The sequence below is a fragment of the Mycobacterium sp. 852002-40037_SCH5390672 genome, from assembly GCF_001665875.1.
Lineage (GTDB): Bacteria > Actinomycetota > Actinomycetes > Mycobacteriales > Mycobacteriaceae > Mycobacterium.
This window is the reverse complement of the sequence record NZ_LZTA01000038.1, coordinates 64,954-88,630: the sequence shown is the minus strand read 5'-3', so window position 1 is coordinate 88,630 and position 23,677 is coordinate 64,954. Positions and strand designations below refer to the sequence as shown.

21 protein-coding genes are annotated in these 23,677 nt (G+C 66.2%); 10 read left to right on the top strand and 11 right to left on the bottom strand.

Translation table 11 applies throughout. The features are described 5' to 3' along the window. Positions 1 to 113 precede the first annotated feature (113 nt). Positions 114 to 926, top strand: a complete 813-nt coding sequence (locus tag A5782_RS05850; protein ID WP_067096426.1) for a TetR/AcrR family transcriptional regulator — start codon at positions 114 to 116, stop codon at positions 924 to 926. 19 nt (positions 927 to 945) lie between these two features. On the opposite strand, the gene A5782_RS05845 is transcribed toward A5782_RS05850, so the two are convergent. Both A5782_RS05845 and A5782_RS05840 read right to left on the bottom strand, forming a co-directional pair. Next, positions 946 to 1,854, bottom strand: coding sequence for an enoyl-CoA hydratase/isomerase family protein (locus A5782_RS05845; RefSeq protein ID WP_067096423.1), 909 nt, complete (start codon positions 1,852 to 1,854; stop codon positions 946 to 948). Continuing rightward, the gene (locus A5782_RS05840) at positions 1,851 to 2,546 is read right to left on the bottom strand and encodes a hypothetical protein (RefSeq protein WP_067096420.1); all 696 of its coding nucleotides are present in this window, start codon (positions 2,544 to 2,546) and stop codon (positions 1,851 to 1,853) included. The genes A5782_RS05845 and A5782_RS05840 overlap by 4 nt, the downstream gene beginning before the upstream one ends. 121 nt (positions 2,547 to 2,667) lie before the next feature. On the opposite strand from A5782_RS05840, the gene A5782_RS05835 reads away from it, so the two are divergent. Genes A5782_RS05835 through A5782_RS05810 form a run of 6 tightly spaced genes read left to right on the top strand, consistent with a single transcriptional unit; the run spans position 2,668 to position 9,695 of the window. After that, entirely contained in the window at positions 2,668 to 3,489 is an 822-nt protein-coding gene (locus A5782_RS05835) for an enoyl-CoA hydratase/isomerase family protein (RefSeq protein WP_067096985.1), read from the top strand. 44 nt (positions 3,490 to 3,533) lie between these two features. Next, on the top strand, positions 3,534 to 4,346 hold the full coding sequence (locus A5782_RS05830; protein ID WP_067096419.1) for an enoyl-CoA hydratase/isomerase family protein: 813 nt from the start codon (positions 3,534 to 3,536) through the stop codon (positions 4,344 to 4,346). Then, a complete protein-coding gene (locus A5782_RS05825) occupies positions 4,343 to 5,137 on the top strand; it encodes an enoyl-CoA hydratase/isomerase family protein (protein WP_067096416.1) in 795 nt (264 codons plus the stop codon). Before A5782_RS05830 ends, A5782_RS05825 begins: the two co-directional genes overlap by 4 nt. Beyond that, positions 5,137 to 6,606, top strand: a complete 1,470-nt coding sequence (locus A5782_RS05820) for a class I adenylate-forming enzyme family protein (protein ID WP_067096413.1) — start codon at positions 5,137 to 5,139, stop codon at positions 6,604 to 6,606. The genes A5782_RS05825 and A5782_RS05820 overlap by 1 nt, the downstream gene beginning before the upstream one ends. Continuing rightward, positions 6,596 to 8,164 carry a class I adenylate-forming enzyme family protein gene (locus tag A5782_RS05815; protein WP_067096410.1) on the top strand — a complete coding sequence of 523 codons (1,569 nt, stop codon included), beginning with the start codon at positions 6,596 to 6,598 and terminating at the stop codon, positions 8,162 to 8,164. Before A5782_RS05820 ends, A5782_RS05815 begins: the two co-directional genes overlap by 11 nt. Beyond that, complete coding sequence (locus A5782_RS05810; protein WP_067096407.1) at positions 8,157 to 9,695, top strand: class I adenylate-forming enzyme family protein; 1,539 nt, start codon at positions 8,157 to 8,159, stop codon at positions 9,693 to 9,695. Before A5782_RS05815 ends, A5782_RS05810 begins: the two co-directional genes overlap by 8 nt. On the opposite strand, the gene A5782_RS05805 is transcribed toward A5782_RS05810, so the two are convergent. The 6 genes from A5782_RS05805 to fabG all read right to left on the bottom strand — a co-directional run bounded on the left by A5782_RS05805 (position 9,692) and on the right by fabG (position 15,290). Continuing rightward, the gene (locus tag A5782_RS05805) at positions 9,692 to 10,054 is read right to left on the bottom strand and encodes a hypothetical protein (RefSeq protein WP_067096404.1); all 363 of its coding nucleotides are present in this window, start codon (positions 10,052 to 10,054) and stop codon (positions 9,692 to 9,694) included. The two genes, A5782_RS05810 and A5782_RS05805, sit on opposite strands and share 4 nt — an antisense overlap. Before the next feature lie 174 nt (positions 10,055 to 10,228). Further along, positions 10,229 to 10,915, bottom strand: coding sequence for a GntR family transcriptional regulator (locus A5782_RS05800; RefSeq protein ID WP_067096401.1), 687 nt, complete (start codon positions 10,913 to 10,915; stop codon positions 10,229 to 10,231). A 4-nt stretch (positions 10,916 to 10,919) separates the two neighbouring features. Further along, positions 10,920 to 12,113, bottom strand: coding sequence for an acyl-CoA dehydrogenase family protein (locus tag A5782_RS05795; RefSeq protein ID WP_067096398.1), 1,194 nt, complete (start codon positions 12,111 to 12,113; stop codon positions 10,920 to 10,922). 23 nt (positions 12,114 to 12,136) lie between these two features. Then, positions 12,137 to 13,336: a CoA transferase gene (locus A5782_RS05790; protein WP_067096395.1), complete on the bottom strand. Its 1,200-nt coding sequence runs from the start codon at positions 13,334 to 13,336 to the stop codon at positions 12,137 to 12,139. Further along, positions 13,333 to 14,559: an acetyl-CoA C-acetyltransferase gene (locus A5782_RS05785; RefSeq protein WP_197694124.1), complete on the bottom strand. Its 1,227-nt coding sequence runs from the start codon at positions 14,557 to 14,559 to the stop codon at positions 13,333 to 13,335. The genes A5782_RS05790 and A5782_RS05785 overlap by 4 nt, the downstream gene beginning before the upstream one ends. Then, positions 14,556 to 15,290 (bottom strand): 3-oxoacyl-ACP reductase FabG, encoded by a 735-nt coding sequence (gene fabG / locus A5782_RS05780; RefSeq protein ID WP_067096979.1) that lies wholly within the window; start codon positions 15,288 to 15,290, stop codon positions 14,556 to 14,558. Before fabG ends, A5782_RS05785 begins: the two co-directional genes overlap by 4 nt. 128 nt (positions 15,291 to 15,418) lie before the next feature. Between fabG and A5782_RS05775 the strand changes: the two genes are divergently transcribed. The 3 genes from A5782_RS05775 to A5782_RS05765 are packed head-to-tail and all read left to right on the top strand — an operon-like array spanning position 15,419 to position 17,952. Then, a complete protein-coding gene (locus A5782_RS05775) occupies positions 15,419 to 16,603 on the top strand; it encodes an acyl-CoA dehydrogenase family protein (RefSeq protein WP_067096392.1) in 1,185 nt (394 codons plus the stop codon). A gap of 40 nt (positions 16,604 to 16,643) precedes the next feature. Next, positions 16,644 to 17,465: a mycofactocin-coupled SDR family oxidoreductase gene (locus A5782_RS05770; protein WP_067096389.1), complete on the top strand. Its 822-nt coding sequence runs from the start codon at positions 16,644 to 16,646 to the stop codon at positions 17,463 to 17,465. Positions 17,466 to 17,523: 58 nt separating this feature from the next. Continuing rightward, positions 17,524 to 17,952 carry a pyridoxamine 5'-phosphate oxidase family protein gene (locus A5782_RS05765; protein WP_067096976.1) on the top strand — a complete coding sequence of 143 codons (429 nt, stop codon included), beginning with the start codon at positions 17,524 to 17,526 and terminating at the stop codon, positions 17,950 to 17,952. A gap of 4 nt (positions 17,953 to 17,956) precedes the next feature. Here A5782_RS05765 and A5782_RS05760 read toward each other — a convergent pair whose 3' ends face one another. The 3 genes from A5782_RS05760 to A5782_RS05750 all read right to left on the bottom strand — a co-directional run bounded on the left by A5782_RS05760 (position 17,957) and on the right by A5782_RS05750 (position 23,469). Next, on the bottom strand, positions 17,957 to 19,033 hold the full coding sequence (locus tag A5782_RS05760) for a phosphotransferase family protein (RefSeq protein WP_067096386.1): 1,077 nt from the start codon (positions 19,031 to 19,033) through the stop codon (positions 17,957 to 17,959). An 87-nt stretch (positions 19,034 to 19,120) separates the two neighbouring features. Continuing rightward, positions 19,121 to 20,857: an ABC transporter ATP-binding protein gene (locus A5782_RS05755; RefSeq protein WP_067096383.1), complete on the bottom strand. Its 1,737-nt coding sequence runs from the start codon at positions 20,855 to 20,857 to the stop codon at positions 19,121 to 19,123. Next, positions 20,854 to 23,469, bottom strand: a complete 2,616-nt coding sequence (locus A5782_RS05750; protein WP_067096381.1) for an ABC transporter ATP-binding protein/permease — start codon at positions 23,467 to 23,469, stop codon at positions 20,854 to 20,856. Before A5782_RS05750 ends, A5782_RS05755 begins: the two co-directional genes overlap by 4 nt. Positions 23,470 to 23,677 lie beyond the last annotated feature (208 nt).

Below are 23,677 nucleotides of genomic sequence, written 5' to 3'. Positions count from 1 at the left end.
TAGCAGAGGAAGAATGCGACACGAAGGCGTATACGCAGGTCAGAAGAGAAGTGCCGGTACATTCAACCTTACCGGAAGTCCGCTGCCAGACCGCATGCACGAAACAGATTTCGATGGAGGTGCCCGTAGTGGCAAAACAGGCAACCGCCGATAAGCGTCAACGACGCGAACGCGGGTCCATCAATCCCGACGACATCATCAGCGGCGCATTCGAACTCGCGGAGCAGGTGTCGATCGACAACTTGAGCATGCCACTGCTTGGCAAACATCTCGGTGTCGGTGTGACGAGCATCTACTGGTACTTCCGCAAGAAGGACGACCTGCTCAACGCGATGACCGACCGCGCGCTGAGCAAGTACGTGTTCGCCACCCCCTATGTCGAAGCCAGCGACTGGCGCGAAACCTTGGCCAACCACGCACGCTTGATGCGTAAGACGTTCATGGGCAACCCAATTCTGTGCGACCTGATTCTGATTCGGGCGGCGCTTTCTCCAAAGGCGGCGCGCATGGGTGCTCAGGAGATGGAAAAGGCGATTGCCAATCTGGTGCAGGCCGGCCTGTCGCCGGAGGATGCGTTCGACACCTATTCGGCGATTTCGGTTCACGTGCGCGGATCGGTGGTGCTGCAACGGCTCTACGAAAAGAACCAATCGTCGGACGTCGGACCGCGCGCCATTGAGGATGCGGTTGCCATCGACCCGGAAAAGACCCCGCTGCTTGCTCAGGTAACCCGGATAGGCCACCGCATCGGCGCGCCCGATGAAACCAATTTCGAGTATGGGCTCACCTGCATTCTCGATCACGCCGGCCGGCTGATCGACGAGAGCGACGCATCGAAGCGCAGCAAGGCGGCGCCATCACGGCAGCGCAAGCCGGCCAAGTCGGCCCCCACCCAGGGCCGGACGAAGGCGGCAGCGGCTCGCTAGCCCGGCCCCGAACCGCTTGTCATGCTTCAGGTTCCGGGACGTGAAAATGCTCGTCGCGTAGCCGGAACGCTTCCCTGGCGCCGTGCTGCGCACGGGTCTTGACGAAGTTGAATTCGCCCGGCCCGAATTGCAGGTTGGTGCCGAAGGCGTGGAACAGATAGCTGGCGACCTCTTCGCCCTGGTACGCCTGACTCTGCTCGACAAGCCGGAATGCCTCCTTGGCGATGACGACACCGTCGGCGGGCATCTTCGCCGCCTTCTCGGCCCAATATCGCGCCCGGCCCGTCACCGCGCCGGGAGCGCAGGTATCGGTGAAGATTCCGAGGTGTTCGATCTCACCCGCCTCGATGATGTCGCCGGTCAGCAGGAGGCGCCGGGACAGCACCGGTCCGAGCCGGTGAAAGAACATGTGCAGGCTGCCGAGCGCTGGACCCAGGAAACGGGTTGCCGGCATGCCGATCTTGGTGTCACGTGCGATGACGGAGATGTCGGTCATCAACGCCATCTCGAAACCGCCCCCGAGCGCGTAACCGGCGATCTCCCCCACCGTCACCTTCGGGAAGCCCATGAAATTGTGGTAGAAGCCAAAAGACTTGCGATCCACGGTAAGTCGCCTGCGCTGGCTGGGGCGACGGTTGGCGGCCGGGTCGTCGCCGGCTGCCTGGTTCTGTGGCGCGGACGAGCCGTACCACCCGTAGGCATTGTTCATGTCGGCACCTGTGGAGAAGACCCCCTCGGCACCGCGCAGTAACACCACCGTGAGGTCGTCGTCGTCGGCCACCCGATCCAGACAACGGGCGACGGCTTCGCGCATTGCCGCGTCATAAGAGTTCCGTTGTTTGGGGTTGTTCAGCGTGATGGTCGCGATGCGTCGATCGGGATCGACGTCGAAGAGCACGCGATCGTCGGAGGTGCTTGAGGCGGTCATGTATCGGACTCCTTTCGGCGCCTGCCGAACCGCGATCCGGCAAGCTTGTCCGGCTGTGAAGCCAACGTGTTGACCTCGCCGGTACACAGGACTTCGTCGTCGAGCAACAGCCGCCCGGTCGACGTGATGCCGCGTTCTCCCTCGCAGCGGGCAATGTCGAATCGCAGCTCGGTCAACACCGGGGTCGGTCGGCGGAAGGTCACGACAAGGGATCGTGTCTTGCCGGAAAGGCCGGTGACGCAATTGTGGTGCTGAATGACGCAATCGAAGAAGACGCCGAGGAAGCCACCATGCACCAGTCCGGGCGGCCCTTCGTAAACCAGCGGGAATTCGACGCTCCCCGTAGCGTTCTCGATATCGAGTTGGTCGAACTGGTATTCGGGAAAGCACGGGTTGTACGCACCGATATCGGTTGCGTGGTTGAGGTAGACGCGCCGGGGATCGTCGGGCATTTCTCCGATGCGCGGCGCGTTGTCCGTTGGCGCCGCGGCCGAAAGCTCGCCTTCCCATTCGGCGAATTTCTCCAACATGGCCTCCACCGCGGGGTGTGGATGCTCGAGGGACACCAGCAGCGAGCTCAGGCGCCGCATGGCGGCCGCTGCGGCCACGGTCTGGGCAAGCGGCGCCTCGCCGAATCTGGCGTCGCCGTTACTCGTCGACGCGCGCGCGGCATGCCCCTCCGACAAGGCCATGGTTCTCTCTTTCACCTGAGTTGTTTCGCAGGCAGCGTATCCTTGCTAACTTATACAGCGTATCAATCGTATTGCCTACTGTATGGGTAACCGTATCGGCGAAGAAAGGCCGGATTCGACGGTGAGTCAGGGAGCCGACGCGGGCGGTGGCGAGGGTTCGGTAACAGTGCACCGAGACGGTGCGGTGTTACTGGTGACGCTCGATCGTCCGGCCCGGCGTAACTCGTTGACGCAGTTGATGATCGCGGCTTTGGTCGATGTCCTTACCGATGCTGCGGCCGACGATTCGCTGCGAGCCGTACACATCCGAGGCGCCGGCGACGACTTCTGCGCCGGCGCCGACTGGGTGGCCGCCAACGACCCCGGCGGCCAACGTCCCCGCACCGGTGATCTGGTGCGGCGGATCCCCCATGGGGCTCACCGCGTGGTCGAGCTCGTCGCAAGCATCCAGCTGCCGGTGGTGTGCAGCGTGCGGGGATGGGCCGTGGGATTCGGCTGCAATCTCGCACTGGCCGCCGACTTCACCGTGGCCGCCGACGACGCAGTGTTCTGGGAACCGTTCATCGACCGTGGGTTCAGCCCGGACTCGGGGTCCACATGGCTGCTGCCCCGCCTCGTCGGCCTGGCGCGGGCCAGGCGAATGCTGCTGCTCGGCGAGAAGGTGGGCGCGCCGGATGCGGCCGACTGGGGATTGATTCATCAAGCGGTGAGCGGCTCCGACCTCGACCACGCCGCCGAGGAGTTAGTGGGCCAACTGGCCTCCGGACCAACGGCCGCGATCGGGCTGGCCAAACAGGCCCTGAACTTCGGGCAGCATGCCACGCTGAGCCAGTCGCTGACCCAGGAGCTGTTCAACCTGGAATTGTCCTGCCGTACAAGAGATTTCAAGGAGGGCCTGGAGGCCTTCCAGCAGCGACGGGATCCGGATTTTCGTGGACGCTAGCCAGAAAAGCAGCAAGCCCAGGACGCTGCACGAAGGGATGATCGATGCCCAGTGATTCGTTCGACACGATCAAGTACGAAGTCGACGGGCACACCGCGACTATCACCCTGAACCGCCCGGACGCCCTCAATGCGCTCAGCCCGCACATGATCACCGAGCTTCGGGCCGCCTACGACGAAGCCGAAAACGAAGACACCGTGTGGCTGACCGTCGTCACCGGCACCGGCCGCGCGTTCTGCACCGGCGCCGACGTCAAGGAAATCCCCGAAGACGGCAAGGTGATCTACGAGCGACCGTACCTGTCGACATATGACCAATGGGAGGCGCCGCAGGAGGGCACGCCGCCGTTTCGCAGCATGGCCAAGCCGGTGGTGACCGCTGTGAACGGAATCTGCTGTGGCGCCGGCATGGATTGGGTCACAACGACCGACATCGTCATCGCTTCCGAGCAGGCGACCTTCTTCGATCCGCACGTCAGCATCGGGCTGGTGGCCGGCCGGGAATTGGTGCGCGTATCCAGGGTGTTACCCCGCTCGATCGCGCTGCGGATGGCCCTGATGGGCAAGCACGAACGGATGAGCGCACAACGCGCCTACGAGCTCGGATTGATCAGCGAAATTGTCGAGCACGACCGCCTGCTGGAGCGTGCCCACGAAATCGCGGACATCGTCAATTCCAATGCGCCGCTGGCTGTCCGGGGAACTCGACTGGCGATTCTCAAGGGCCTGAATGTGCCCCTGCACGAGGCGGAGATACTCGCCGAAACGTTCCGCGAGCGCGTATTGCGCACCGAGGACGCGGCCGAAGGCCCCAGGGCATTCGTCGAAAAACGCAAACCGAATTGGCAGTGCCGATGACTTTCGAAACCATCCTGCTCGAGGTCGACGCGCAGGACCATGTCGCCACCATCACACTGAATCGGCCCGAGCGACTCAACGCGTTCAACCGCACCATGTGTGAGGAAATGGCCCGCGCGTGGCACATGGTCAAACTCGACGAGTCGGTGAATGCGGTCGTGTTGCGTGCCGCCGGCGACCGGGCGTTCAGCGCCGGGTTGGACATCAAGACCCCCTACGGCCAGCCCGAAAACATCTGGAACCACGAGGATCCCGGCGAGACCCTGAGTCCCAAGTGGCAGAAGATGTGGAAACCCGTGGTGTGTGCGGTTCAGGGCATGTGCACCGCGGGCGCGTTTTACTTCATCAACGAGTCCGATGTGGTGATCTGCTCCGAAAACGCCACGTTCTTCGACTCGCACGTGTCGGCGGGGCTGGTCTGCGCATTGGAACCGATCGGCCTGATGCGGCGCATCGGATTGGGCGAGACCTTGCGTATAGCACTGATGGGCAACGACGAACGGGTCAGCGCCGACACCGCGCTCCGGATCGGGTTGGTCTCCGAGGTCGTCGCCCCCGACCAGCTTTGGCGCCGCGCCCACGAGATCGCGGCGAGCATCGCCGCCAAGCCGCCGACCGCAACCTCGGGCACGGTGAAAGCGATCTGGGAGTCGCTGGACAAGCCCTACCGCGCCGCATTGGACCAGGGCCTGATCTATACCCGGCTGGGAAACCCGCTGGGCACCGCGGAGCTGGCCGCTCAGAACGAAGCCGGGGCCCGGGACGCCGCACGCAAACCGAAGATTCGCTGATGTCGCGTCACCCGCTGGTTCGGCGCATCGCCGCCGTGCTCGACCTACAACCGGAATCGCACGCGATTGAGTATGGCGGTCAGTGGCTCTCGTGGGCTCAGGTAGGCGCATTGGCACAACGCATCGCTTCGGCTACCGGCGGAGCCGAAGTCGGGATGCTGTTGCGCAACCGGCCGGGGCATGTGGCGGCCTTTCTGGGTGTGCTGCTGGGCGGTGGAACGGTGGTGGTCATCAACCCGTCTCGCGGTGACGAGCGCACCAGGACCGACATTATCGGGCTGCAGCTTCCCGCGATCGTTGGCGAGCGCGACGATCTGACGACGCTGGTGGCCGCGGGCATGCCGACGCTCACGATATCGGGCCTATTGGACGACGCCGACGTTTCCGCGCCGCCCATCGGCGACGCCGGTGCGCCGTCCGACGTCGCCGTGCGCATGTTGACCAGCGGCACGACGGGCCCGCCCAAGCGAATCGATCTGAGCTACGACATGCTGGCGCGCAGCGTGATGGGCGCCGAACCCGACCGCGCGCCGGCACCGGCCGAGCTGCGCCGCGGCGTCGCGATCGTGAACTCGCCGCTGGTGCACATCGGCGGGGTATTCCGCGTGCTGCAATGCATCGCCGAGGCGAGACCGTTCGTGCTGCTGGAACGATTCGAGCTCAACGCATGGGCCGAGGCGGTGCGCAAGCACCGGCCCCTCGCGGTATCGCTGGTACCGGCGGCCCTGCGCACGGTACTGCACTCCGATGTTCCGCGCGCCGACCTGGAAAGTCTGCGGGCGGTCACCTGCGGGACGGCACCGCTGTCGGCCGAGGATGCCGATGCCTTCACCGAGAAGTACGGCGTTCCGGTGCTGACCTCCTATGCGGCAACCGAATTCGGTGGTGGCGTGGCCGGCTGGACCCTACCCGACCATCAGCGGTACTGGAAAACCAAGCGGGGCAGCGTCGGTCGGGCCAATCCGGGCTCAGGGCTCAGAGTGGTCGCCGAGGACGGAACACCGCTGGGCCCAGACGAAGTCGGCCTGCTGGAGGTGAAGCCGGGTCAGCTGGGACCTACCGCACCGTGGTCGCGGACCACGGATATGGCGCGAATCGACGACGACGGCTTTCTGTGGATCGTTGGCCGCGCCGACCAGGCGATCATCCGTGGCGGTTTCAAGGTGATGCCTGACGACGTTCGCTCCGCGCTGGAGACCCACCCCGCGGTGGCCGGTGCGGCCGTGATCGCACGACCCCATGAGCGGCTCGGCGAGACGCCGGTCGCGGTGGTTGAGTTACGCGAGCAAGCCTCGGCCGACTCCGACGCGCTGGTGGACTATCTACGAGAGCGACTGGCCGGCTACGAGATACCCACCGAAATCGCGATCGTGGACACCATCCCCCGGACACCGTCGGGGAAGGCCGATCTGGGCGCGATCCGGGACTTCTTCCGCGAGTCCGCAACGCAGCGCGACCATGCTCGTTGATTCTTTGACGGTCACCGAGGTCCTGCGGCATCAAGCCCGCCACCGCGGTGATCACCCGCTTCTGGTCTGCGACGGTGACCGCATCAGCTACGCCGAAGCCGATCGCCGGTCGGCGGAGCTGGCCCGCGCACTGATCGCCCTCGGCGCCGGCAAGGGAACCCATGTGGGGCTGCTCTATCCGAACGGCCCCGAGTTCATCGTCGGGATGCTCGCGGCGGCGCGGATCGGCGCCGTGGTGATCCCGTTCTCCACCTTCGTCACCGCTCGCGAGCTGCGCGAGCAACTGGTGGACAGTGATGCCGGAATCTTGTTGTCTGCTAAGTCTTTTCGCTCTCACGACTATGTCCAACGACTGTCCGAGATTCTCTCGGGCGCCGACCTCGGTTCCCGACTGTTTTGTGCTGCAGCGCCGCAGCTGCGTCACGTCGCGGTCACTCACGAGACGGTGTACCGGCTGGCCGACCGCATCGACCCCGGGCTCCTGAAGGCAATGGAAGCTGATGTCGCAGAATGTGATCCGCTGACGATCGTGTACACGTCTGGCTCCACCAGCGCACCAAAGGGGGCGGTGCATACCCACGGCGCCCTGCTGGCACATCAGCAAAATCTCAATCGAGTCCGGGGTTTGACGGCCGACGACAGGTTGTTCTGCAATTCGCCGTTCTTCTGGATTGGTGGACTTGCGTTCGGTTTGCTCGCGACGTTGGTGGCCGGGTCTACCTTGGTGTGTTCCAACGCCACCGATGCCGGGGCGACGCTTGACCTGCTGGAGGCCGAAAAGCCAACCATGACAAACGGCTTCGCGGCCGGGATCGCCCACCTGGCCGACCACCCGAGTTTCCCGCGACGCGATCTGTCGTCGATGCGGCGCGGCAACCTGTACCCGATCATGGCTCCCGACACCCGCCCGGCCGACCCGGAACTGCGGCACAACATGCTGGGCATGACCGAGGCCGGCAGCGTCGTGCTGATCGGCGACGACGAAACCGACCAACCCGAGCACCGGCGCGGCTCGTTCGGCAAGGCGGCGCCGGGATTTGAGACCAAGGTCGTCGATCCCGCCACCGCGGCCGTCGTTCCCGTCGGCGAGGTTGGCGAACTGTGCCTTCGGGGGCCGTACCTGATGCAGCGCTACTACAAGCGCAGCCGGGAAGAGTGTTTCGATGCCGACGGTTGGTTCCATAGCGGCGACCTGGTGCGCATAGATGCCGACGGATTCGTGTATTTCGTCGGCCGGCTCAGCGCGATGATCAAAACGGCGGGCGCCAATGTCTCGGCGGCCGAGGTGGAGAAGGCCATCAACAGGGTCACCGGCGGAGCGCCGGCTTACGTGATCGGCCTTCCCGACGCCCGGCGCGGGCAGGTCGTCGCCGCGGTGGTTGTCCAGGCCGACGGCGCTGCGGCGTTCGACGGCGCCGCGCTGGCCGAACGACTCAAAACGGAGCTGTCCGCGTACAAGATTCCCACGCGGTTCGTCGCCCTGCACAGCGCCGACGTTCCCCTGCTGTCCAGCGGCAAGGTCGACACGCGACAACTGAGAACCCTGTTCGATGTCTGACCCGAGCATGCACACCATCGATCAGCTGGTGCGATTTCGGGCCGACCGCGATGGGGACACGATGATGGTGATCGATCCCACCTCCCGGATCAGCTACCGCGAACTCGAGGTGACCACACGCGATCTGGCCGCGGCCCTGGTGGAAGCGGGCGTGGCTAAGGGCACCCGGGTGGGGCTCATCATGCCCAACGGCACCCGCTGGGTGCAGATCGCTATCGCGCTCACCCGCATCGGTGCCGTCCTGGTCCCACTGAGCACCCTGTTGACGGCCGGAGAACTGGCCGCGCAGCTGCGGGCGGCCTCGGTGCAATTCCTGCTCAGCGTCGAAGAATTCCGCGGCCACCGCTACCTCGACGACGTTCGGACGGTCCGGCAATCCGAACTCCCCGCGTTACGCCAGGTGTGGTCGATCGACCGGCTCGACAACGCCATCGGCAGTGAGCGTGCCCGCAAGATCATCGACCCCATGACAGCGACGGTCACGCCCGCCGACCTCCTGGTCATCATGTTCACCTCGGGCAGCAGTGGATCGCCCAAGGGGGTCATGCACTCCCACGGCAACGCTTTGTCCGCCGTGCAATCGGGCCTTGCGGCGCGTTGCATCACGTCCGAAACCCGCCTGTATCTGCCGATGCCGTTCTTCTGGGTGGGCGGTTTCGGCAGCGGAATACTGTCGGTGCTACTGGCCGGCGCCACCCTGGTCACCGAAGAGATACCGCGGCCAGAAACGACCCTGCGACTGCTGGAAGGCGAGCGGGTCACGCTGTTTCGCGGCTGGCCGGACCAGGCCGAGACGTTGGCGCGGCACGCCGACGGCCTCGGCGCTGACCTCTCGGCTTTACGGGCGGGAAGCCTGCAGGCTCTACTCCCGCCCGAGCAGCGCGCCCAGCCCGGCGCGCGGGCCACGTTGTTCGGCATGACCGAGGCCTTCGGGCCCTACAGCGGCTATCCCGCCGACACCGATATGCCCGCGACAGCGTGGGGCAGTTGCGGAAAACCGTTCTCCGGCATGGAAGTCCGCATCGTTGATCCCGAAAGCGGTGCGCCTGTTCCGACCGTGGGAATGATCCAAATCCGGGGTTCGCACACGTTGCGCGGCATCTGCGGACGTACCCGAGAGGACCTGTTTACCGCCGACGGCTTCTACCCCACGGGCGACCTCGGGCACCTCGACGAAGACGGGTTCCTGTTCTATCACGGGCGATCCGACGATATGTTCAAAGTCAGCGGCGCGACCGTCTACCCCGGCGAGGTTGAGCGCGCGCTGCGCGCGATAGATGGCGTCGACAATGCCGTTGTCACCAATGTGCCCGGCGCCGCGGGCGAACGGGTGGGCGCTGCCGTGGTATGTGGCACGGGCGCACTGACCGCCGAGGAGCTGCGCGGCTCCGCGCGAACCCTGCTGAGTGCCTTCAAGGTTCCGACGGTGTGGCTACTGCTCGGGTCCGACGACGACATGCCGCGCGGCGGCACCGGCAAGGTCGACGTCCGTCGGCTCCGCGAGATGTTGGTCGACGCCGCCCAGCCTTAGGGCACCCGCGTCCACGGCTGGCAGTTCTGCGACTCGAACGCCTTGATCGTCGTGTTGATGTTCGCGAACATCGGACCGACAGACATATTCGTCTGGACTACATGGTCCTTGTTCGCGTCAGGCGTGCTGTAGGTGAACCACGCGCACATCGAGTCTTGGGTGGGCACATTGTTGATCCAGACCCCGAACGTCGACGCCGAACCGGCCGTTCGGTACAGGCCCGGCGCAATGTCGGGCCCGACGACGAAAACACCATTGCCGGGGATCGGGTCGACCGGCTCGGCGACAACCGTCGGTGCAAGCGCGATCGCCGTCACGGCCGCGACGAATAGGGCCGATGCGCAAAGCGTTGCGGGCATCTTCTTATCTCCGTCCGTTGCCCACCCTGCTGGCAGCGTATGCCCAACCTCGCTGTGCGACAAGAGATAGCGGTAGCTACCCGCGAGTCCCGGACACCATCGAAGGTGGCAACCGGCCCGCGCGGCAGTGTCCGCCCAGGGCATTCCCGTCGATCAGCACGTCGAAACTCAGATTCAGGCTAGACCATTCTCGTCGGCCACCACCCCGCGCGCAACCAGGTGGTCGATCAACGGAACCGCCCCGGCCGCAAGGTGTTCCGACATTGCGGCGCGGGCGAGCTCGTCGTCGCGCTTTTTCAGCGCGGACAAGATCCGCCGATGGTCCCGCATCGATTGCTCGGGCCAGCCCTCGATGGCGGGAAACACCGATTCGGGTGCATAACGGGTGATCTGTGACATCAGCTGGGCGAGCTTGGGCGAGTCCGCCGCGACATTGATGGCGCGGTGAAATTCGTGGTTCAGCCGGACGGTGCGCTCATGTTCATCACCGGCGTAAGCGTCCTCCAGCTGCGCCTGGATCTCCTTGAGTTCGTGCAGTTGGTCGCCCGTGATGTTGATCGCCGCCCGCGCGGCCAATTCACCACCCACGTGCGCCTGCACATTGGCGACATCGGTGACATCGCGTCCGGTGACCGGCAACACCACAAATCCCCGACGCGGCTGCTGGTTGATCAGGCCCTCGGCGCACAACGCGAACAGCGCCTCACGCACCGGCGTGACGCTGATACCCAACTCCGCGGCGAGTTGATCCAACCGGACGTACGACCCGGCGGCGTAGGTGCCGTCGAATATCCGCCGCCGGATAATCCGCGCGACGTCCTCGGAAAGTTGAGGCCGCGCAGCGAAATCAGGAACGCTCATCTGCTTACACCTGATACTCGGCGAGCAGTCGCTTACTGATGATGTTCTTCTGGATCTCACTGGTGCCCTCGCCGATCAGCAGGAACGGCGCATCCCGCATCAAGCGCTCGATCTCGTACTCCTTGGAATAGCCGTAGCCGCCATGGATCCGGAAACTCTGCTGGGTAACCTCGGTGCAATACTCGCTGCACAGGTATTTGGCCATCCCGGCAGCAACATCGTTGCGCTCCCCCGAATCCTTCAGGCGCGCCGCATTAACCATCATCAGGTGTGCCGCTTCGACTTTGGTCGCCATCTCGGCCAGCTGAAACGCGATGGCCTGGTGCTCGGCGATCGGCTTGCCGAAGGTCTCGCGCTGTTGCGCATAGCGCACCGCGAGCTCGAAGGCACGAATCCCCACACCGCAGGCGCGCGCCGACACGTTGACGCGGCCGACCTCGATACCGTCCATCATCTGGAAGAAGCCCTGCCCGGTGGTGCCGCCGAGAACGTCGTCGGCGCCGGCCTGGTAGCCGTCGAAAATCATCTCCGTCGTTTCGATGCCCTTGTAGCCCAGCTTCTCGATCTTGCCCGGAATACGCAGGCCCGGAACGACTTCGCCGAAACCGACCGGCTTCTCGACGAGGAACGCCGTCAGGTTGCGGTGCGGTTTGTCCGAGCCCTCGTCGGTACGTACCAGCACCGTCACCAGTGTCGAGGTGGCGCCGTTGGTGACCCACATCTTCTGACCGTCGATGGTGTAGGCGCCGTCAGAATTCCGTCGGGCCCGGGTGCGGATCGCGGCCACGTCAGAACCCAGCTCCGGCTCCGACATCGAGAAGGCGCCGCGGGTCTCACCGACCGCCATCCGCGGCAGGAACCGCTGCTTCTGATCGTCCGTGCCGTGCTGGCGCAGCATGTACGCCACGATGAAGTGCGTGTTGAGCACGCCGGACACGCTCATCCAGCCGCGCGCCAGCTCCTCGACGCACAGCGCGTAGGTCAACAGCGACTCCCCCAGCCCGCCGTACTCCTGCGGAATCATCAGGCCGAACAGGCCCATCTCCCGCATCTGATCGACGATCGCCTGCGGGTAGGTGTCACCGCGTTCGAGCTCGGCGGCGTGGGGGATGACCTCCTTGTCGACGAATTTCCTGACGGTCGCGATGATCTCGGTCTGGAACTCGGTCAATCCGAGGGTCTGGGCGAGTTTGGTCATGTGCTGCAATTCCTTTCGGCTGCTCAGCAGGCGATGGTCTTGGCGTTCGTCAGACGTTCGATATCGGCGGCGCTCAACCCGAGACGCGCAAGGACCTCGGCGGTGTCTTGCCCCAGGGCGGGCGCGGGCCCGCTGGCCGGATGGGTGCCGTCGAATGCGGCCGGCAGGCCCGGGGCGAAGTAGTCGCCGAGACCCGGTTGCCGCAATCGCGAGAACAACGGATTGGCGGTGACCTTCGGTCCCGCGGCCACCTCGGCGAAGGTGCGGTATCGCTCGAACAGCACCGTGGTATTTGACAGCGCAGTGGTGATTTCGTCGGCCGTGTGGTCGCTGAACCAGGTGGCGAACAGACTCGACAGCACCTCGCGGTAGCGGTAGCGGTCGCCTTCGGACCCGAAATCGGCGCCCAGCGCCTCGGCGAGCGCCGACACCGCGGCGCCCGTGCCGGTCACCGCAAGCAGGTCGCGAAAGTGTCGCCCCGTCAAGGTAACCACCATGAACCTGGCCCCGTCGCGGCTGGTGAAGTCCTGCCCGTACTGGCCGTAGATGGCGTTGCCCAACCGTTCGCGTTGTGTCCCATTGACTTGCGGCTCGGTCAGCAACCCAAGATTGGCGGCGGTCGCCAGGGCGACGTCCTCCAGCGCCAGGCTGATCCGCGTCCCCGCGCCGGACTGTTCGCGGTGGCGGACGGCGGTGACGACGGCCAGTGCGGCATACAGGCCGCAGCACACGTCCCAGGCCGGTAACACGTGATTGATCGCACCGCCATGATCGCGCGGGCCCGTAACGAGCGGATACCCGAGACCGGCGTTGACCGTGTAGTCCACCCCGGTGGAACCGTCACCGCGCCCGAGTAACTGGACGTGAACCACGTCGGGGCGCTTGGCCGCCAGGACGTCGTGGCTGAGCCAGGACAACCCCGCGGCGTTGGTCACGACGATGCCGTCGCCCTCGATGATCAGCCGCTGGACCAGCTCGTGCCCCTCCGGGGAGCGCAGATCGATGGTGGCTGAACGCTTTCCCTTGTTCAGACCGGTCCAATAGATCGAGGTGCCGTCGGCCGCCAGCGGCCACCGTTGCACATCGGAAGCGCCGCCGATCGGGTCGACTCGAATGACTTCTGCACCAAGCTGACTCAGCGTCATGCCGCACAGTGGAGCGGCGACGAAACTCGACACCTCCACGACGGTGAGCCCGTCCAGCGGCAGCCCCGAATTGGTCATCGTGATGCGACCCGCTCGAAGATGGCGGCAAGCCCCTGGCCGCCGCCGATGCACATGGTCTCCAGGCCGTAGCGCGCCTCGCGGCGATTGAGCTCACGCGCCAACGTGGCCAGCATCCGTCCGCCCGTCGCGCCGACCGGATGGCCCAGCGAGATTCCCGAACCGTGCACGTTGGTCCGTTCCTGATCGGCGACGCCGAACTTCCATTCCCGCATCACCGCAAGCGCTTGCGCGGCGAAGGCTTCGTTGAGCTCGATGAGGTCGATGTCGGACAGCCGCAGGCCCGCCTTGGCCAGCGCCACCTCGGTCGCAGGCACCGGCCCGATGCCCATGACGTTGGGTGCGACCCCCGCCACGCCCCACGACACCAGGCGCACCAACGGCGTCAGACCGTATTCGTCGGCCTTCTCCGGTGTGGTGACCACACACATCGATGCCGCGTCGTTCTGCCCGCTGGCATTGCCGGCGGTGACGGTCGCCTCCGGATCCTCCCTCAACAGAACGGGTTTGAGCTTGCTCAGCGATTCGACCGATGTGTCGGCGCGCGGGTGTTCGTCGGTGTGGATGAGCTCCTCGCCGCTGCGGGTGCGGACCGGGACCGCGATGATCTCCTGGTCCAGAATGCCATCTTTCTGCGCGGCGATGGCCCGCTGGTGGGATCGCACCGCGAGCTCGTCTTGCTCCGCGCGCGAAATGCCATACTGGCGGCGCAAATTCTCGGCCGTCTCCAGCATCCCGCCGGGCACCGGGTAGTGGCGGCCGCCGGCAGTCGTGCGTCCCCTGGCCAGCCCGTCGTGCACCTGTACACCGTTACGTGCGCCGCCCCAACGCATGTCGGTGGAGTAGAAGGCGACGTTGCTCATGCTCTCGCAACCCCCGGCGACGACGAGGTCGTTGTCCCCGGCGCCGACCTGCAGGCACGCCTGGATGACCGCCTGCAGGCCCGAGCCGCAACGCCGATCGACCTGCATGCCCGGAACCGTCACCGGCAGGCCGGAATCCAGCGCCACGACGCGCCCGATCGCCGGCGCGTCGCTGTTGGGGTAGCAGTGGCCGAGGATCACGTCCTGCACGGCATCGGGCGCCAGCCCCGTTCGCTCCAGCAGCCCTTTCAGCGCGGTGACACCGAGGTCGACGGCGCTGCACGCCTTGAACATTCCGCCGTAGCGGCCGATCGGCGTCCGGACGGGCTCACAGATGACGGCTTCGCGCATCGCGCTCACAGGTGTCGGCCGCCGGTGATTTCCATGACGGTGCCGGTCATGTACGACGACAGGTCGGAGGCAAGGAACAGCGCCACGCTGGCGACCTCGCTGGGTTCACCGGCCCGGCCCATCGGCACCTCCGCGACCTTCGAATCCCAAATGCGCTGCGGCATGGCCTCTGTCATGGCGGAGCGGATCAAGCCGGGAGCGATCGCGTTCACGCGGATGCCCAGGTAGGCCAATTCTTTGGCGGCCGCCTTGGTCATGCCGACGATGCCGGCCTTGGCCGCCGAGTAGTTGGTCTGACCGACCATGCCGACCTTGCCCGACACCGAGGACATGTTGATGATCGCGCCGCGCTTGTTTTCCCGCATGATCGCCGCGGCCAGCCGGGTGCCGTTCCAGGTCCCCTTCAGATGCACGTTGATGACCTGATCGAACTGTTCCTCGGTCATCTTGCGCATCGTCGCGTCGCGGGTGATCCCGGCGTTGTTGACCATGATGTCCAGGCCGCCGAACCGCTGCACTGCGGTCTGGATCAACGTTTCGACGTCGGACGACTGCGTGACATCGCACCGAACCGCGACCGCGACATCGTCACCGCCCAACTGCTTGGCCACGACTTGGGTTTCCTCGAGATTGACGTCGCCGAGCACGATCCGCGCACCCTCGGCGACGAAGCGCTCCGCGATGGCCAGACCCAGTCCTTGCGCTCCACCTGTGATTACTGCCGTCTGACCTGTCAACATCGCCACACCGACCACACATCCTTCACTGTTATCGCTTCCGCCGGGCACCCCTCAGGCAAATATCATATTTGATATAGGATCCTCGTCGGAACCGGGGTGCCCCGGATCGGGAGAGGAGTGTGGAGTCCATGGCCACCGCCGAAGTCGCGGAAGTCTCCGACGAGGACTTCCGCGAAATTCTCGCTCAGACAAGGCAATTCGTCCGCAGCGCGGTCGTCCCCCGCGAGCAGGAAATCCTCGACACCGACCGCGTCCCCGATGACCTGCGCGACCAGGCCAAGAACATGGGCCTGTTCGGCTACGCGATTCCCCAAGACTGGGGCGGCCTTGGCCTCAACCTGATGCAAGACGTCGAGTTGGCGATGGAGTTGGGCTACACGTCGCTGGCGCTGCGTTCGATGTTCGGCACCAACAACGGCATCGCCGGACAGGTTCTGGTCGGGTTCGGCACCGACGAACAGAAATCCCGCTGGCTGGAGTCGATCGCGTCCGGCGACGTCGTCGCCTCCTTCGCGCTGACCGAACCCGGCGCCGGATCGAACCCCGCCGGCTTGCGGACCAAAGCCGTCCGCGACGGCTCCGGAAACGACGGGGCATGGGTGATCTCCGGGCAGAAGCGCTTCATCACCAACGCGCCCCTCGCCAATCTCTTTGTGGTGTTCGCGCGCACGCGGCCCGCCGACGACCAGGGACCGGGGATCGCCGTCTTCCTGGTACCGGCGGACGCCGCTGGCGTCGAGGTGGGCGCCAAGGACGCCAAGATGGGCCAGGAAGGCGCCTGGACGGCCGACGTCAACTTCACCGACGTCCGCGTCGGCCCCGATGCCCTCGTCGGCGGCAGTGAAGACCTCGGATATCGAGCGGCGATGACCTCGTTGGCCCGCGGACGTGTGCATATCGCCGCCCTAGCGGTGGGCGCCGCTCAACGAGCGCTCGACGAATCGGTGTCCTACGCCGCGACCGCGACGCAGGGCGGGACGCCGATCGGAAGCTTCCAGTTGGTGCAGGGCATGCTCGCGGACCAGCAGACCGGGGTGATGGCCGGTCGCGCGCTGGTGCGCGACGCGGCCCGGCTGTGGGTCGCAGGCGAGGATCGCAGGATCGCCCCGTCGGCCGCCAAGGTCTTCTGCACCGAAATGGCCGGCAATGTCGCAGATCTCGCGGTGCAGATTCACGGCGGCACCGGTTACATGCGGGGCGTTGCCGTCGAACGCATCTACCGCGACGTGCGCCTCCTGCGGCTGTACGAGGGCACCAGCGAAATTCAGCGTTTGATCATCGGATCGAACCTCGTCAAGGCGGCGCAGCGATGAGAGTGGCTGCGCGATGGCCGAACCCAACAGAGGAGCAACTATGAGCGGCAGGCTTGCCGGAAAAGTCGCATTCATCACCGGCGCGGCACGCGGCCAGGGCCGGGCGCATGCGGTGCGCATGGCCGCCGAAGGCGCCGACATCATCGCCGTCGACATCGCCGGCAAGCTCCCGTCCTGCGTGCCCTACGATCCGGCGACTCCCGACGATCTGAACGAGACCGTGCGCTTGGTCGAGGCAGCGAACCGCCGCATCATCGCCTCGGTCGTGGACACCCGCGACTTCGACGGACTCCGAAAGGCGGTGGCGGATGGCGTCGCCGAGCTGGGCCGGCTGGACATCATCGTCGCCAACGCCGGAGTCGCTGCTCCGCAGGCGTGGGACGACATCACGCCCGAGAACTTCCGCGACGTCATGGACATCAACGTGACCGGCACCTGGAACACCGTGATGGCCGGGGCGGACAAGATCATCGAAGGGGGCCGCGGCGGCTCCATCATCCTGATCAGCTCCGCGGCCGGCATGAAGATGCAGCCGTTCATGATTCACTACACCGCGAGCAAGCACGCTGTCACCGGCCTGGCGCGGGCGTTTGCCGCGGAATTGGGCAGGCATTCGATTCGCGTCAACAGTGTTCACCCGGGTCCGGTGAACACCGCGATGGGATCTGGCGACATGGTCACGGCGGTGGGCAAGACCATGGAAACCAATCCCCAGTTGTCGCACGTCCTCACACCGTTTCTGCCCGACTGGGTCGCCGAACCCGAGGAGATCGCCGATACCGTGTGCTGGCTGGCCAGCGACGAATCGCGCAAGGTCACCGCGGCCCGGATCCCGGTGGATCAGGGCTCGACGCAGTACTGATGGCCCTTCGGCGGGGTCACACGGGAATAGCGCTGCGGTTCGGGTGTTTGCACTCGTCATGAAAAGCTTCAGCGAAACCGAACGCCAGGAGTTCCTCGCCGACAAGCATGTGGCGGTGCTGTCCGTCGCCGCCACCGACGGCCGTCCGCCGGCCAGTGTCCCGATCTGGTACGACTACTCCCCTGGCGGGAACATCCGGATCATGACCGGGGCGTCCAGCCGCAAGGCCCGCCTCATCGAGCGGGCGGGGACGGTGACGCTGGTGGTCCAGCGCGAGGAGCCGCCGTATCAGTACGTGGTGGTCGAGGGTGCGGTTGTCGAGACCACCGCCCCGGCCCCGGCCGACCTGCAGGAGTCGATCGCCATCCGGTACCTCGGCGAGGAGGGCGGCCGCGCGTTCGTCCGCAGCATGGAAGGCGTCGAGGAGGTGCTGTTCACCATCCGGCCGGACCGCTGGCTCAGCGCCGACTTCACCGGCGACCTCTGATCGCTCAGCCGATCAGGTCGAGCGTCCCGAGCTCGCGGATTGCCTGGCAGCCACGACTGAGCATGGTCAGCACCATGTCGTCGCCGCGCTCGGTGGTGGCGGCGAACGCGAACCCCAACGCCGAAATCAGCGGCGCCTGCAGCGCCCCGAGCCGGTAATCACGCCAACATGTTTCGCGGTCGTAGTCGCTGACACCGCCGGCCGTTAACGCACGGTGATAGGTGGCGACGAGCTCTTCTTCGATGCTCGCGCGCAGTTGTGAATTGAGGCTCGTTGCGGTGAAGTAGGCGAGATCCCGGGTCGGCAAACCCACGCCGAGCGTCTGCCAGTCGACCACGCTGACCCTGGTCCGCTCGGGATCGAACAGCAGGTTGTCCAGGCGGTAGTCGCCGTGCAGCAGGGCGAACCGGTCATACTCTCTCAGCAGCCACGGCGCGATCGAACCCATTGCCGCCCTGAAGGTGTCGCGGTCTTCGGCGCTCATCCGATCGCCCAGCTTCTCCAGCGTGATGTCGGCGCTCATCTTCGCCACCTCGCCCATGCCGCCCGCGCCGGCCTCGTCCGGTCGACCGAACGCGATGCCCGGAAAGTCGAGCCAGGCGGGATCACACCAGCTGGGCGCGTGCAGGCCGGCCAGCGCGGTAACCGCAAGGCGCGCTTCGGTTTCGCCACAACCGGCGAGCTGATCGCCCTGCACCGCCGGCGCCTGGTCGGCGAGCAGCAGGGCGAAATCCATTGCATCCTCGCTGATCTCGGAGTAGAAGCACCGTGGCGTCGGCACCTGCACGCGATCGGTCACCGAGGAATAGAACGCGCATTCGCTTCGGTAGCCGATGACCACCCGGTCACGCACCGTGTCGTCCTGGGCGGGCAGTTTGATCACAAAGGTCTGCGGCAGGTCACCGGGATCCGTCGCATAGCGGGCGGTCACCCGGTAGGTCGCCCCGGTCTGTCCGGTGCCGATCGCGACCACGTCCACGTCGGCGACCTCGACGGGTGTGCCGCTGCCACTGAGCGCGGCCGACAACCACTGCGGGGTCACATCGCCGGGGTAACGCGGTATCGACAGCACAGCACTCATAAGCAGCACGCCTCCTGTACGCAGACAGCTCGGTCCGACTGACAAACTGTAAGGCATACCGCAAGAGTTGCGGTCAACCGCGGTGATCTAATCGGCCAGGATGCGCCATTCGGCGGCCTCGTGCTGCTGCCGCCAGAATTCGTCGAAACGTCCGCGCGCAGCGAGCAATTCGTCGACCGTTCCGTCCTCGACCACCCGTCCGTTGTCGAGGAACAGTACGCGATCTGCGTGACTGATGCTGGCCAGCCGGTGCGCGACGATCACCTGGGTGCGTGATCGCGGGTCGGCGGTGAGTGCGTCGACCACCGCGGCTTCGTTTTCGGTGTCCAAAGCGCTGGTCGCCTCGTCTACCAGCAGGATCGGTGCGGGTTTGAGCAATGCACGGGCGATGCTGACCCGTTGGCGCTCCCCGCCGGACAGGGCCGAGCCGCCCTCGCCGACGATGGTGTCGGCGCCGTCGGGCAGCCTTGCGACCAGCTCGTCGACGCGCGCGAGCGCCACCGCCCGGGCGAACTGCTCGTCGCCGGCGCCCGGATCCCCGGCGAACACGTTGTCGCGGATCGAGCCGTGGAACAGGTAGGGATGCTGGAAGACGACGCTGCTCGCCGCCCGCCGCACCTCGCCGTCCAGCGTCGCCGCGTCCACCCCGTCGATCAGCACCCGGCCGGCGGTGGGCTCATGCAGCCCGGCGATCAGCGCCAGGATCGTGCTCTTGCCCGAACCGGACGGTCCGACGATTGCAGTCGTGCTGCCCGGCTTCAACGCGAAGCTCACCCCATCGAGCACCGGCGCAGCGGCGCCGGCGTAACCGAACACGACGTCATCGAACTCGATGCGAGGGGCCGAGGCGCTCACCAAGGTGGTGACTCCGGCATTCATCAGCGGCGCGGTGAGCACCGAACGGATGTTGTCGAGCGTGGCGCGGGTGCTCTCCAGCGCCGGTGCCAGCTCGCTGAGGGTGGTGAACGGCTCGAGGTAGCGCACGATGACGACGATCAACGCGATTGCCTCGGCCACCGTGAGCGTTCCGTTCACGGTCAGCGCGGTCGTCGCCCCGGCCAGCAGGATCAGCGCCAGCTGGCTGGCGAGGCTGAACACCAGCTGCCCGGGGACCTGCATGGAGAGCAGGCGCATGGTGGCGCCGTGTTGTGCGGCCAGCGCGTCGCCGACCAGACTCCTGGCGGGCTCGACGCGCCGCGCGGCGCGCAACGCCTGCTGGGTTCGGGCGAACTCGATGATCCGCTCGGTGAGCGCGCTATTGGCCTGGGCCGCCGCGGAATCGGCGCGCCGCGCCAGGCGGGCCGATGCCCACAGCGCGCCCAACAGCAGCGGCAGGCCACCCAGCGCGGCGACCCCCAGCTGCCACGAGACCGGCAACAACGCCACCGCGATCGCCGCGGGCAGCAGCACGGCGGAGATCAGCGGCGTGAGCAGGTTGACGACGAGGCCGACGAGTTCGGGTCCGGTGGCAGCGATCGCCTGCCGTGCCGTCGCGGTGTGCTCGGCGGTGAACCAGTCCAGCCGCACGCCGGGCAGCCGATCCGCCACGTCGTGCTGGCTGTGATCCAGCACGGCGAAACCGAGGTTGAAACCGATACGCGCGGTCGCGGTGTCGATCACCCACCCGGCCACGGTGGCCGCGGTCAGCCAGCCAAGCCAGACCAGCGCGCGCTGCGGGACGTCGCCGAACAACGCGCCCACCAACGGGACCAACAGCACGGTGGCCACCGCGCGCACCACCACGGACATCAGTGCCAGCACCGGGTAGGTGATCACCCCGTTGCGGCGATCCGCCGGAACCAGGCTCAACCACGTGCGAATCATCGCGTTCCCTCGCCGGTCGTGCCCACGGCGACCTGGTCACGACGGCCGCCCTCCCACAGCCGTCGATACCGGCCGTCGGCGCTCAGCAACTCGTCGTGCGTGCCGCGTTCGACGATGCGGCCGTGGTCGAGCACGATGATCTGGTGGGCCCGGGTGATGGTGTGCAATCGATGCGCGATCACCAGCACGGTGCGGTCCCGCGTCAACCGGTTGAGCGCTTGCTGCACAAGGTATTCCGATTCCGGATCGGCAAACGCGGTGGCCTCGTCGAGGATCAGCACCGGGGTATCGGCCAGGATCGCGCGGGCGATGGTGAGCCGTTGTCGTTCACCGCCCGAGAGCCCGCTCCCGGCACCCAGCATGGTGTCGTAGCCGTCCGGCAGTCGCATGATGCGGTCGTGGATCTGCGCTTCGCGCGCCGCCTGTTCGACTTGCGCCGCGGTGGCGTCCGGGACGGCCAGCGCGATGTTTTCCGCGACGGTGCCGTGCACCAATTGCGTTTCCTGCAGCACGAATCCGACTTGGGCATAGAGCTGGTCGGCGGTCATCGACCGAATGTCTTGTCCCCCAACGCGTATCGCGCCGTGTCCGACATCGTGAAACCGGGCCAGCAAAGCGGCCAGGGTCGACTTGCCGGATCCGGAGGGGCCGACCAGCGCGGTGACCGTACCGGACCGCAAGGTCAGCGACACATCGTGAATGACCGGGACGCCGGGGCGGTAGCCGAAGCCGACGTTGTCGAACACCACCGTCGCCGCCGGATCCGGGTTGGTCTGGTCGTGGTCTCGCACGGTGAGGTCGGCTTCGTCGAGCGTGTTCTGCAGGCGCCGGGCGGCCAGCATGCCGGCGCGGATGCCCCCCAGGCCGTAGGCGATGCCGAGCAGTCGTGCGCCGAATGTGGTGCCCAGCAACAAGAACGGCAGCAGATCCACCGGATTCATCCGGCCCGTGACCACCAGCAATGTGCCGGTGACCGCGATGAGCCAAAGGAACGTCGAGGGGCGGGTGACCAGGTCCATGAACGTCTTCTTGCCGGCCAGCGGGCGCTGCCACGCGACCAGGAAGCCGACGTATTCGTCCAGGCGGCGCCGAAAGCTCGATGCGGCGGCACCACCGAAGACGCGGATCACCGGCTGGCCCTCCAGGTATGCGCCGGCCTCCCCGCTCATCGTCTCCGCCCAACGCTGCGACTGCGGGATGCGTGGGCCCGACTGAATGGTGAGTGACGACGTCAGCACCAGGTACACGAGGACGGGCGCAAACAACACGAGCGCCACCCGCCAGTCGACAGCGAACAGATAGATCAGCACCGCGACCGGTGCGACGGCAGCGGTGACCGCGTCCGGGATGGCGTGGGTGACCAGGTAATGCAATGACAGTGTGTCGTCGGTCAACAGTTGTTTGATCGAGCCCGACCCGCGCGCGGTGAACCAGCCCAGCGGTAGCCGAGACAGCTTGCGCAACAGTCGCGAACGCAGATCACGCGCGAATCGCGCATCGACGACATGGAGCCACAGGGTGAGGGAGGCGCCGAGCAACGCTCCCAGGCCCAGCAGCGACAACGCGGCGATACCGATGTTCCACAGTCGAGACGCCGGCGCGCCCGAAACCAGGAGCCGGGCCAACTCGACCAGCAACACAAACGGCGCCAGTTGCACCAGCGTTATCGCCGCCTGCAACACGCCCGAGAGCACGAGCGCCGACCGCAGCGGCGCCAGCAGTCGGCCGGCGCCCTGCGCACGCCAGTTCCCGCGGGCCGCCGGCGCGGGCGTTGCGTCGGGAACCTGCGGAGTCGACTCTAGCTGCGCCGCAATGTCTTCCGCGGAAACGCTGGGCACGACGCCGTCGGATCCCGCCGGCTCGTCGCCGCGCCGGGTGCCCATCGCGCGCCCGGCGCTCCAGTAGGCCTGGGCGTGCACTTCGGATTTGGGGAAGCCGAACTGCTCACGCAGCCGCGTTCGCACATGCTTGAGCGTCGTGGCCTCCGGTGTCGCCCATGCGTACCAGTCGGACCAGTCTCGGGTCTCGATCGCCGCGGCGAGCGACTTCTCGTCGTGGCGGGCAACCCAGTGCACCCGCAGCCGGGGATGCCGCGCCACAGGGATCAATGTGTCGTTGTCGTCGTGCTGTTCGAGGTACATCTCGATCGGCACGTCGTCGGGGACAACCCCGATGATCCCGTTCATTCCCGGGATGGATGCCGAGTCGCCGATCAGCAGATAACCGGCCGGCTGCTCGTCGGGCACGTCGAAACGCGACGAGCCCATCAGGGCCATGACGGCGATGGTGGCACCGGGCGCCACGGTGCGCGCCCATAGCGACGCCGGGCCGGCGGGATCGTGCAACACGATGTCGACCGCGAAGCGCCCGGTGGGAACGTCTGCCTCCGAGATCGTGTACGCGCGCTGGAATTCCGTTGTCGATCCGTCCGGGTCCGGGAACCAGAACCGCAGCCACGCAGCCGGTTCGGCATCCACGTCTTCGAACAGGGTCGGCGACGTCATGCGTACCCGCACGAAGTGCGGGGCGATCCGGACGGTTTCGACCACCGTCGCGGTATGGTCGCGCGCGCCGAAGCTGCGCAGCATCACGCCCTGGAATCCACGTGCCATTAGCGGTCCTTTCTCGCGGCGCTGCGCGCCGCGACGGCCTCGCCGATCTGACGACCCGGCGAAATCACCGCCACCAGGCCACGCATCGACCGCCGGCATGGGCCGCGCATCCTCTGAATTCGACACCTGCCACAGCCCACCTGGGCGGCACCCTGCCGCGGATCACCGGCCGGCCGGTCACGACTTGGTACGTTACCCCACAAACTAA